Source organism: Ammoniphilus soli (genome assembly GCF_040813775.1).
The window spans coordinates 45,767-56,993 of sequence record NZ_JBEGDL010000033.1 but is presented as its reverse complement, the minus strand read 5'-3'; the positions used below and the strand labels follow the sequence as shown (position 1 = coordinate 56,993).

General features: G+C 40.6%; 13 protein-coding genes and 2 pseudogenes. 1 reads left to right on the top strand and 14 read right to left on the bottom strand.

The window, feature by feature from the left end:
* Window positions 1-142: 142 nt before the first annotated feature.
* The 9 genes and pseudogenes from ABLT31_RS31610 to ABLT31_RS31570 form a co-directional block, all read right to left on the bottom strand.
* Window positions 143-1,273: an MBL fold metallo-hydrolase gene (locus tag ABLT31_RS31610; protein WP_367759214.1), complete on the bottom strand. Its 1,131-nt coding sequence runs from the start codon at window positions 1,271-1,273 to the stop codon at window positions 143-145.
* Between the two features lie 60 nt (window positions 1,274-1,333).
* On the bottom strand, window positions 1,334-1,510 hold the full coding sequence (locus tag ABLT31_RS31605; RefSeq protein WP_367759212.1) for a hypothetical protein: 177 nt from the start codon (window positions 1,508-1,510) through the stop codon (window positions 1,334-1,336).
* A gap of 146 nt (window positions 1,511-1,656) precedes the next feature.
* Complete coding sequence (locus ABLT31_RS31600; RefSeq protein WP_367759210.1) at window positions 1,657-2,088, bottom strand: MarR family winged helix-turn-helix transcriptional regulator; 432 nt, start codon at window positions 2,086-2,088, stop codon at window positions 1,657-1,659.
* Between the two features lie 272 nt (window positions 2,089-2,360).
* Window positions 2,361-3,476 (bottom strand): metal ABC transporter substrate-binding protein, encoded by a 1,116-nt coding sequence (locus ABLT31_RS31595; RefSeq protein WP_367759209.1) that lies wholly within the window; start codon window positions 3,474-3,476, stop codon window positions 2,361-2,363.
* Between the two features lie 166 nt (window positions 3,477-3,642).
* Window positions 3,643-4,149: pseudogene (locus ABLT31_RS31590) on the bottom strand (metal ABC transporter permease); the annotation flags it as partial.
* A 78-nt stretch (window positions 4,150-4,227) separates the two neighbouring features.
* Window positions 4,228-4,419 (bottom strand): annotated as a pseudogene (locus ABLT31_RS31585) (zinc ABC transporter ATP-binding protein); the annotation flags it as partial.
* The gene (locus ABLT31_RS31580) at window positions 4,406-4,639 is read right to left on the bottom strand and encodes an ATP-binding cassette domain-containing protein (RefSeq protein WP_367759208.1); all 234 of its coding nucleotides are present in this window, start codon (window positions 4,637-4,639) and stop codon (window positions 4,406-4,408) included. The gene ABLT31_RS31580 and the pseudogene ABLT31_RS31585, both read right to left, overlap by 14 nt.
* A gap of 126 nt (window positions 4,640-4,765) precedes the next feature.
* Window positions 4,766-5,767, bottom strand: coding sequence for a CobW family GTP-binding protein (locus ABLT31_RS31575; RefSeq protein ID WP_367759206.1), 1,002 nt, complete (start codon window positions 5,765-5,767; stop codon window positions 4,766-4,768).
* Window positions 5,768-5,884: 117 nt separating this feature from the next.
* Window positions 5,885-6,877, bottom strand: a complete 993-nt coding sequence (locus ABLT31_RS31570; protein ID WP_367759204.1) for a CobW family GTP-binding protein — start codon at window positions 6,875-6,877, stop codon at window positions 5,885-5,887.
* Window positions 6,878-7,077: 200 nt separating this feature from the next.
* On the opposite strand from ABLT31_RS31570, the gene ABLT31_RS31565 reads away from it, so the two are divergent.
* A complete protein-coding gene (locus tag ABLT31_RS31565; protein ID WP_367759202.1) occupies window positions 7,078-7,332 on the top strand; it encodes a type B 50S ribosomal protein L31 in 255 nt (84 codons plus the stop codon).
* A 73-nt stretch (window positions 7,333-7,405) separates the two neighbouring features.
* On the opposite strand, the gene ABLT31_RS31560 is transcribed toward ABLT31_RS31565, so the two are convergent.
* The 5 genes from ABLT31_RS31560 to ABLT31_RS31540 all read right to left on the bottom strand — a co-directional run bounded on the left by ABLT31_RS31560 (window position 7,406) and on the right by ABLT31_RS31540 (window position 10,919).
* Window positions 7,406-7,825 carry a hypothetical protein gene (locus ABLT31_RS31560; protein ID WP_367759200.1) on the bottom strand — a complete coding sequence of 140 codons (420 nt, stop codon included), beginning with the start codon at window positions 7,823-7,825 and terminating at the stop codon, window positions 7,406-7,408.
* The gene (locus ABLT31_RS31555) at window positions 7,825-8,220 is read right to left on the bottom strand and encodes a (2Fe-2S) ferredoxin domain-containing protein (RefSeq protein WP_367759198.1); all 396 of its coding nucleotides are present in this window, start codon (window positions 8,218-8,220) and stop codon (window positions 7,825-7,827) included. The genes ABLT31_RS31560 and ABLT31_RS31555 overlap by 1 nt, the downstream gene beginning before the upstream one ends.
* A 369-nt stretch (window positions 8,221-8,589) precedes the next feature.
* A complete protein-coding gene (locus ABLT31_RS31550) occupies window positions 8,590-9,276 on the bottom strand; it encodes a M20 metallopeptidase family protein (protein ID WP_367759196.1) in 687 nt (228 codons plus the stop codon).
* Between the two features lie 12 nt (window positions 9,277-9,288).
* Window positions 9,289-9,453 carry a hypothetical protein gene (locus tag ABLT31_RS31545; RefSeq protein WP_367759194.1) on the bottom strand — a complete coding sequence of 55 codons (165 nt, stop codon included), beginning with the start codon at window positions 9,451-9,453 and terminating at the stop codon, window positions 9,289-9,291.
* 41 nt (window positions 9,454-9,494) lie between these two features.
* Window positions 9,495-10,919 carry a YfcC family protein gene (locus tag ABLT31_RS31540; protein WP_367759192.1) on the bottom strand — a complete coding sequence of 475 codons (1,425 nt, stop codon included), beginning with the start codon at window positions 10,917-10,919 and terminating at the stop codon, window positions 9,495-9,497.
* Window positions 10,920-11,227: the final 308 nt, after the last annotated feature.

Below are 11,227 nucleotides of genomic sequence, written 5' to 3'. Positions count from 1 at the left end.
TATGAAGGACAAGAACCGTTATCCACAATTGTAGGGTGTTCCTGTCAAACTCGAGTCAATGTAGTAAAAGTGAAAAAAAGCCCATCTCAATAACAAGATGTTGTATAACTCTCTTGCATTCAACCAGTCGAAGTCGCAACCATCAATTCCCCTCTAGGAGTTGTTCCTGCTTAATAGTTGAGTCTGATGATCTCCACCAAGCGGATTTCGGGTGCCTATCGGAATTGATTTGGACTGTCTCACCCATTTGGGGTGTGGATAAAGCAACTCCCTTTTCCCTCGACGCTCGGCTTACTCGTTCGATCGGATCCGTCCAGTCGTGCAAGGAAAGGGAAAAGGCCCCCCAATGCATGGGAATCATGACCTTGCCCCTGACATCGAGGTGAGCTTGAACTGTTTCCTCTGGGATCATATGAATGTTCCTCCACCGCTCGTCGTACTGGCCGCATTCCATCATGGTAAGGTCAAAGGGCCCAAAGCGTTCACCAATTTCCTTGAAATGAGGCCCATAGCCACTGTCTCCGCTAAAGTAAAGCCGTGCCTGGGGAGCTTCAATAACCCATGAGCACCATAGCGTCGAATTTCGATCTCCTATGCTCCGCCCTGAAAAATGCCGAGCAGGCGTGCAAGCCAGCCGAATGCCTTCAAATTCCCCTTCGTCCCACCAATCCAGTTCAGTAATCCTGGCCTTATCAATCCCCCAGCGCTCGAGATGGGCTCCAACCCCAAGGGGAACAAAGAATTTCCTGACCTTTTCTTTCAGTTTTAGGATCGAACCATAATCTAAATGGTCATAGTGATCATGAGATAAGATGACCGCATCAATGGACGGAAGATCTTCTGCTCTAACCGGCGGACTTTTACTGTATCGCTTGCCTCCAATAGAAGGGAAAGGAGAAGGGGCTTTCCCGAGCATCGGATCAAGCAATAGCCTCTTTCCGTTCAGCTCGAGCATGAAAGCTGAGTGACCAAACCAGGTCACGCTAGGTTGTTGTTCAGCGGGGGCAGTCTGGAATAGATCCGGTTTCTTGATTGGAATCGATTTACTCGGTCTGCGTTTTGGATTTCCCTTCATAAAGTCTCTTAGTAAACCAATCATGGTTCCCATATTCATATCCATAGGTGTAGGAACGGTATTAATGAATTTTCCATTCGAGTAATTCAACGATTGGCTGTTTTTCTTTCTTGATCTTTTTCCACCAAATACGGGATTAATGGTTAAGAAGAGATATCCCGTCATTATCACCACGACTATGGCGAAGAGGACAATCATATCATTACACCTCATTCTTTCATCATGTTTTCAGATTGGATCGAATCTTCTCCCAACATTTTATTTTATTGTCTTTGATATTAACCATTGGATTGCTTTTCGTGGTAACAAACGAGTAGCAGCACCGATCCCAAGCGATAACCTCTTTCCGGGAATCACAACTGGTTTTCCCTTCATGAGTCTCTCATATCCTGCTTGAGCCACAGCAGAAGGAGACATGGCCATTCGATTGAACACCTCTTCCATCTCCCATCACTTCTTGCCACGAGGATTAAATCATATTGCTCTTTGGCGAAAATTTTCGCTAACTCATATGATTCCACCACTGGTCCCCGTAATGAGTGCGATATATTTCTTCAAATAGATCCTCCCCCAGTTATCGTTTATAGGTTTTTTAGAATCACACGAAGGATTCTTCTGAGTTCTCTTAGGTCTTTATCCGGAAGGCTTCCAAATAACCTTTCCGTCAACTCGTCTATCTGCTTGATAGCCGATCCTAATATATCTCTTCCTCGATCAGTAATTTCCAAATGGATAGCTCGCCGATCCTGTTCGCTCATGCTTCTTTGAATAAGGTCTTCCTTTGCAAGCTTATTTGTTAATCCCGTGATTCCACCTGTGGTAATCTGCAATTCATCAGCAAGGTATGTAGGCCGTTGGGGACCACGTTCCTCTAGCAATTGCAAAATTAGGACATGTGTAATGCACAGATCCGTCTGATTAAGCTGATTCCACTCGTTCGTCGCTTTTCTCGTTAGGGCCGTAAAGATTTCCTGTACGTCCAGCAAGTTCTTTTTTCTTTCATCATTTATCATAGATCGTGTTCCTTTGCGAAATCTAAAGAGTCTTTTTAGGAATATAGTGTGGCGCTAAGTATCTTACTACTAAGTTATTAATTGCTAAATATAATATCACCAAAACAACTATGAAGCTAATCTAAACTTCATTGCGGAACCGTTGGTTGTAGATTATCGACTGCGGCAATCCTTCAGTAATATCCTGTTACTTTTTTAGAGTTTTCGAAATATCGTATTATAGGTGAGTTGTGAATATTAAAAACCCGTGAAAATAACACGGGTTTTGATGTTTATTTGCTATCCAATGCCGTTTTTAATGATTGGAGGTTTTCTCTCATAACAGAAAAATAATCTTTTCCTTTTGCTATTTCCTCTTCCGTCAATCCTTCAAGCGGGTTGAAGACCAATGCCTCCGCCCCGATTTCTTTCCGGACCATTTCGGCCACTTTGCCGGTTACCAGCGTCTCGAATAGGATATATTTTACATTGTTTTCTTTAGCGAATGTAATGATCTCCTGCAATTCTTTCTGTGTCGGTTCATCGGAGGGAGTTAAACCGGATATAGCCATCTGCTTAAGTCCATAGCGATTTACCAGATAACCATACGCTGCATGGGAAACCATGATTTCCTTGCGTTGAGCGGTCTGTACTACGGATTGGAATTCTTTATCCAATTGATCCAGTTGGGAAATAAGGTTAGAATAATTCTTTTCATAGGTTTCTTTTCCGGCAGGATCCGCTTGGATCAGGGAATCTTTAATCGCCGTGGCAATGTCTTTAGCGCGAACAGGATCTAGCCAGATATGCGGATCATTGATGCCCTCTTCTTCAAGCCCGTGCTCATCTTCCTTGTGCTCTCCCTCAGAAGAGTTTTCGCTAGCATGTTCACCTTCTTTATGTTCTCCCTCATGACCATGTTCTTCGTCGGCATGCCCTTCCTCTTTAGGCTCAGTCTCGGTCCCATGATCATGATGATCCTCTTCTGCCCCTGTTTGCTCACGGGTCAAAAGAGCGGTATGTTCGCTAGCATTGACGATTACCATCTTAGAGTTATCAATCGATTGTAGTACTTTATCCGCCCAAGCTTCGAATCCGCTTCCGTTATAAATAAAGATATCGCCTTCATTGAGTTTGATTACATCCTTAGCCGTTGGTTCAAAATCATGCGGTTCAGCCCCCGGTGGAACAAGATTCTCAACATGGGCCCGCTCTCCGCCAATTTTGACGGCAAAATCATATAATGGATAAAAACTTGTATAAACTTCTAATTTTTCATTTTGCTTACTTGCTGATATTTCCTGTTTTGGAGCGGTCGCTGTTTCACTCTGCGGACTACATGCAGACAGGAATGTCGACAAGATCAAGCTTAACCCTAGTAATGTAGAGAAATTCTTATTTATCTTCAACTTAAAAACTCCTTTCTACTTCTTAATCATATCAAAATAAGAGCTACAAGAGCATTATACTGTTATTGTCTATTCTTGTAAATAATAATTACTTCGATTTAATGTCTATAGCTTATACATCGTTAAAGCATACTTTTCTCGCCTTTGGCATGCCCATCCGCGGTACTCATTCCTGTTTTTGCCGCCAATTTTTATAACCAATCACCGTGCATAAAATAAGTAAGGCTATGATGACAATCGTCCCCCCTGGCGTCAGATCCCATAGGTACGAAACATAAAGTCCTGACACTACGGAAGATTGAGCAAATAGGATGGAATAGAAGAAAGTTTGTTTAAAACTATTGGCAATTTTCATGCTGGCTGCTACCGGTAAGATGATAAGCGAGGATACTAGTAAAATTCCCACGATTCTCATGGATGAAGCGATCACCAATGCCAGCAAGACCGTAAAAATCAGGTTGACTCTCTTTGACGGAATCCCACTGATCTTGGCATTTTCTTCATCAAAGGATAGGGAAAATAGCTCTTTATAAAATAGCAGAATTACCGTTAGTACAAAGATAGCCGTAACCAAAACCGTATACATATCAGATCTGGTAATTGCGACAATGCTCCCAAACAGGTAACCGTATAAATTTACGTTAAAGCCATTCGCGAGGGAAATAAACACAATCCGGCGGATAGGGTGATTGATAAACGTACGCTGCTGCTGGCCACCGGATAATTTCCCGATATTTCGCTTAGCAAAATCCCCAAGCCCAACCATCTCGATCGCATGATAAATGAACTCTTTCTCTTGGCGCCCTATCCACTTGAATAGCCCCATTTTTCCGAACAAGCCTGTAGAAACCACTTCAAATACCGTCGCAGGGAATCCTGTGTTAAAACTATTGGCCTTTTGAGAAACATAGCCAATGTGACTCCAATCCCTAAAGGAATGAATCGGTTTGCCCAGCAGTTTGATCTCGCCTTGTTGGGGGGGGTATCAACCCTAAAATGATCTTAATGAGTGTTGACTTTCCTGAACCGTTCGGTCCGACTAAGCCCAAGAAATCTCCTTGCATCATGGTAAAATTAATATCGTCTAACACCTTAGAGGCCGAATCATACCAATAGCTGACATGATTCAATTCAATAACCGGTTTCCGTTCCCTGTGTATCATAAGGTTTTTTATTCCCCAAGGGCTCTCATTTACCTTGTGGGTTTCCTCCCTTTCCCTTTTTCGTAATCAATATGATTTATATTTAAAAACCGAGCGGATCATTTCTCCGCTCGGCTTAAACGATCATTAACTCGCTACACATTGAGCGAATTGTTCTTGAAACCAGGTTTGATCTAATTCTCGTCCAATGATCACGACTTCGGTCATTTTCTGTTCACCTGGTTTCCATTTGCGATCGGCGTTTGAGGCAAACAGCATATGGATGCCTTGGAATACAACCCTTTCTTCTACATTTTTGATATACAAAATCCCTTTGTAGCGGAACATTTTCTCCCCAAACTCTTGGATCCACTTCCCAATTAACTTTTCCAGTTTCTTTAAGTCTAATGGCCTTTCTTCTCGGAGTACAATGGACGATACGGTATCGTCATGGTCATGATCTTCTTCTTCCAGAAACCCGGGATCGATTTCCAATTTTTTATCCAAATCAAAGGCATGGATTCCAAGGATCTTTTCCAGATTGATGTTACTGTTATGGGTGCGGTATAGTTTGGCTCCGGGATTCATTGAAGTTAAACGCTGCTCTATCTTATGTAAATATGGCTCGTCGACCAAGTCCACCTTATTCAATAGAATTACGTCAGCAAAGGCCACTTGCTCCTGTGCTTCGTGCCCTTCATCCAAATGCTGCTCAGCATGTCTAGCGTCAACCACTGTGACAATTGCATCTAAATGATAAAAGCTAGCCATCTCTTCATCCACGAAAAAGGTTTGGGCAACGGGAGCCGGGTCAGCCAATCCAGTCGTCTCAATCAAGACGCGGTCAAAATCCACCTTACGGTCGCTCTTGCCTAACTTCGCATCCATTAAGTCTCCCAAGATGCGAATGAGGTCCCCGCGAACGGTACAGCAAATACAACCATTATTCATCTCAAAAATTTCTTCGTCTGCACCAACCACCAGTTGGTTATCAATCCCGACTTCCCCAAACTCGTTCACAATGACAGCAATCTTTTGTCCGTGATCTTGCGTAAGAATATAGTTTAATAATGTCGTTTTCCCTGCTCCTAGAAATCCGGTGAGTACAGTAACGGGTACTTTATTCGTTAGTTCATCTTTCTGGTACATTTTTTTCCTCCCTATAAATCGAAATGATTACGAATAACCAATGACATTATATTCCATATTAGCAATTAATGTCAACATATATCATAATTAATACGATTTATAATATAAAACTAACTTCTACTCCCATTCGTTCCATTCCTTTTTCATTTGTTCGATATCAATCCCCATTCCGATCAATACGATATAGTGCTCTTTTGCATCTTCTGTTAGTTGCCATGACGTTCTTTTTGCAACGTGTTGCATAAGATATGTCCCCTTCCCTTCCAACGGAAGATACCCTTTCGCCCTAAGTAGACGAGGTTGCCATTTGTTTAAGAATTTTTCCACCTTTTTTGGATTCATGTATTGTGTAATTTTGAAACTCGTAGTTTGGATTCTCGTATAGGAAGGCTCATGATGATCGAGGTATGGTGCATGGTGATGAGGGGCGTGACCCATTTTTAGGACAGGCAACGGAACAAAAGATGATTTCTTCCGGATTGTCTTTATAGGCTTCATATCTTGAAAAATCAATTCTAGGTTGATTTCGCTGTAGGAAGTAAATGAAATGGGTGAAACCGCATTTTGCTTGCGCAGCACTTTTTCAATTTTATCCTTGCGTTTTTCATTCACTAAATCTGTTTTATTAACAATCAGCCGGTCTGCAACAGCGATTTGTTGACGAAGAGTATGAACCAATTCCCGATCTGATTCAAATATACTATTATATTCCAGAGCATTTTCTGCATCCAGCACGGTAATCACTTGCTTGAGATAGATTTGATGGATAAGCTGCGGTTCGGTTAAGGCATCCGCTACTTCTTCCGGATTGGCCACACCGGTTAATTCGATAAAGATCACATCAGGATTTCGATTGAGTAATTGGATCAAACATTGCGCTACTTCACTCTTCTTATCACAGCAGATACATCCGTCGAATAACTTTTCGATCATTTGCTGGTTCATTCGTTGAGAGATGATATGGCCATCCACATCAAGATTGCCTAATTCATTCATTAAGACAGAGGGCTGTAAACCTCTTGTTTTCGCTTCCTGGAGAAGCCGAAGCAATAGGGTCGTTTTCCCGCTACCCAAAAATCCGCTCAATACAATAACAGGTATTTTTTGCATGGTTCACCTCATCCAATCAATAGATTAAATAGCCGATCATTTCTATCTATATTTATATATTTCGTAATTATTACGTTTATAGAAAAGAGTCACCCGATTGCAAGTTGTAGTGATGTTTATATGGGATACACTAACAATATTGGTAAATCGTAATTATTATGATATAATAAAAAATATCTTTTAAAGGAGTTGAACGAATAATGAAAAGCGGAATACATCCAAAATATCAGCAGGTTGTATTTTTAGACACATCTTCCAACTATAAGTTCTTAAGTGCTTCAACCAAAACGTCGAGCGAAACGATTGAATGGGAAGATGGAAAAACTTATCCATTAATCCGAGTAGAGGTTAGTTCTGCGTCTCATCCCTTCTATACCGGAAGACAAAAAACAGTGGATACTGGCGGAAGAGTGAGTAAGTTCATGAAAAAATATAACCTTGATAACAAAGCTTAAGTCTTTGTTATTTTCTATTCGGCTGACGATACCAACTCGTCAGCCTTTTAATTTCATGTCTGAATCTCATGATTTACTCCTGAGAAGCACAGATTTCCTTCCATACTTGAAGGAAATCTCCGATGGTTTGTCTGATCCAACTACCAACTTCTTGTGGATTGCGAAAAATTTTTTCTTTATAGCCAAGCGGCTGACCTTCTTGATTAAACATGATGACAGTAACTTTTGGTGGGTAACGTTCATCGAACTCTATGTTTACTTTGACACCCTCTTCCCCTAATGCAACCAACTCATAGCAGTGACAATGCGGAATGCGCTGTACTCCCTTCAGTCCGCATTGAGAGAGAAGGTCTTCTAGGACGACCCATCCTTCTTCCCGGGGCAGAGATAACGATCGTCTGATATGATCCTTTAATTGATCGGTAGATATGCCTTTTTCTTTTATGTCATGGTAGATTTCTTCCATATATTTTAAAAAATCGTGTTTATTCATCAGGATCTCCCTGTATTAGAGGCTTGTTCTAACATGGGTTTAGATATCCCTATCGGACTTTGAGGTGACGGTGAAAAATGATCCTCTTGATAGGAGTAACTTATGTAGGATTGCAGCGCCTCTCCTTCAAGCAGATGTTCCCGAACCATTTCCCGCCCGATCTCCGGTGTTGCTCCTCTATACCATATTCCCTCCGGATAGACAATCACGACACACGCATCCTCACAACGTCCATTACATCGGGTGCGTGTCGTATGAATGGTATTTTCAACGCCTAATCTTTGAATCTCTTCCCGAATGGCTTGGGTCAATTCCTCTGCGCCATTTCTCATGCAGCTCCCCCCATTACAGATCAATACATGATGGCGAGTACTGGATAAATTCCAAGTGGTCAAAGTTAACTACCTCCAATTCATTATGAATCTTTAAAAATTTACATGCGTTATGAAGGCCCAACAAGTTTCGTAATTAAACAATAATTATTACGATTTAATAAAGAATAGAAAAAGCAGAGCATGATCCCTGCTTTTTCAATAATGTTAATCTTACCTTTTCCTCATTACTAATTTTACTACTATAAATAATAATTATTACGTTTTATTATAAAGGAATTTTATCTCCCCTGTCAATTCATCTATCTTGGTGGAAGGATTCTATTCAAGCTTACTCATGAAATCATAGCGTACATGGTTAATTCCAGATTTTTATTTTCCGATGTATCTATCTCCCTAGGCATTTTCCTCCAAAAACATGTCCAAGGTCTGCTAGTTGCCAGAATAATCATTCAGCCAGCTTATTGCACAATGCACGACGACTGCTACGCCTAATGGAATAACGCCTTCATCCAGGACGATATTCGGATTATGAAGCGGATAATTGTGTTCTCCTAATCCATTGGCACCTGCAAACATAAACATCGTAGGTACAGCCTGGCTTATATAGGAGAAATCTTCTGTACCGAATAGCGGCTCTTTGTCCACTCGCAAATTGCTTTCACACAGAACTTCTTTTACATAAGGAGCCATTTGTTCACACAAGTCTACATTATTATATAGTGAAGGGGTTGAGATGGTTTTTAGCTTGTACGTTCCGCGCATCATTTTTACGGTTGCATCCATGATTTCTTGAACTCTATTGAATAAATGGACCCTTACTTTAGGGTTGAAGGATCGCAAAGTAGCATCAAGATGTGCCGTATCAGGAATGATATTAGCTACCTTACCTCCCCCCATTCTGCCGATAACGAGTACCGTTCCGTTAATCTCGCTTTCTTTTGCCTTTAATAGCTTTGCCGCCCCCAGCATAAATGTGGTATGGATATCATGCCCGCAAGTATGTGCATATCCATTCGTAGATTTAAAAGGCAAATCGGTGTTTTCTGCCATCGGCAAAGCATCCATGTCCCCTCTTAATAAAAGCGTTTTTCCTTTTCCGTTACCAAGGGTTACCACCAGTCCGGCCTTTCACACTTTTTTAGGTCCCAGTCCCATATTTTTCAATGTTTTTTCAACGTATGCAACGGTATTGGGCAAATCAAATCCAATTTCAGGATTTTGATGGAGATATCTGCGATATTCTACGAGTTCATCTTTTATATCATTTGCTTTTAATAGGATTTCATTAATCATTGTATTCTCCCTTCCATGTTAAGAATGATCGTAGTTGAACCTTATGTCCAATTGATGTACTGGCCAGTAACTAAGAATACGACACAAAGAACCATCCAAACCGTGAACAGCGGCATAAAGAAACGGAGCCATTGTCCATAAGATACGCGACCAATAGCTAAAAAAGCTAGAAGTGCTGAAGGGTATATCATGTTAGTAAACCCATCTCCGAACTGAAAGGCTAAGACAGCTGTTTGACGGGAAACTCCAAGTAAATCCGCCAAACCGCTCATAATTGGCATTGTGATCATAGCTTGTCCACTTCCCGAACCTACCAAGAAATTAAATAATCCTTGAACAATCAGCATCGTAATTGCAGCCAATTGACTGGGCACAGCACCTACAATTTCAGTAATCCCATAGACTATGGTATCTAATATGGTCCCGCTTTCAAGAATAATGGAAACAGACCTCGCAATCCCGATGAGGAGCGCGCCAAGCAACAGGTTTCTATATCCTTCATGAAAAGTTTCAGCCACTTTACTCGGGGTCAACCCACATATCAATCCAATCGCGATTCCTAGAAACGCATACCAGCCACCCATTTCAATAAAATACCATTTCCATACCAATAAACCATAAAGTATGCCGATAAAGCCTAACCCTAAAACTAAGAATGCGAGTTTTTGACGCACCGTTGTTTTTTCGTTCAACACATCTGTTTCATTTTTTATAAATTCCTGATCAATCCCATCTCCGTAAACATAACTGAGCTCCGGATTTTTTTGTATTTTTCTGGCATACCGCCACACGAACCAAATTCCTATTATATTTACAATAGTAAAAATGATTGCTCGATAAAAAGCTCCAGAATACAATGGCAGTTCAGAGATCTGCTGGGCGAGTCCGACAGTAGCCGGAGCAGTGGTAGCGGTTGAAAAACCTGCAGTAGAACTAACTAAAACGAGGGCAACTGCAGTAAATCGGTCAAATCCCATCCTTACTACGATTGGAACGATTATAGGGATATAGATTAAACACAATTCCAACGCTCCTGTAATATTGGTAAAGATCGAGATTGGCAGCATTAGTACTGGAATAAGCAAGATCGTTTTTGATTTTAAAGGCGTAACAATTTTTCGTATAGCTATCGGGAGCAGTCCTGTTTTCTCCAAAATTGCTACTAGCCCACCCATCATCAATCCGCCAAAAATGATAGGACCGGCTTGAACTAATCCGTTCGGTATGGCATTAAAAAAATCAAAAAAACTTAAGTTGGGAGAATCTATAAACTCAAATGTCCCTGGAACAACTATTTTGGCTCCCGTTTCTGTTGCCTCTCTTTGATAGGAACCGCTTGGCACCAAATAAGTTGCTAATAGCGCCAATAACATCATGATAAATAAAATTACATAAACATGAGGCATTTTCATTTGCCTCTTTTTCTTTGGAGTTAACTCCGTTGTCATCTTCACGTTAGCGCTCATGGTGTTCCCCCTTGTTCAAGTATAAATTTTATATTTTTTACTATTGCAATTTTTATGCCAATCGTTAAGATGATGTTAATTTTACTATAATTTTAACCCCCATAAATTTAAATCAGTTTCAAAAGGGCTTAGAATCTACCTTTCCAGAAGATCAATTTAAATCTTTTAAAAAACATTACGTTATAATAATTGATGGATTTTGTTATTTTTTACACTTCTATTTAATAAATCTTTAAGTAGTTCGTAAAAATATTTTTATAATGTAAAAATATTTTTACGAACTACTTAGTATCAAAGTATGTTATTCT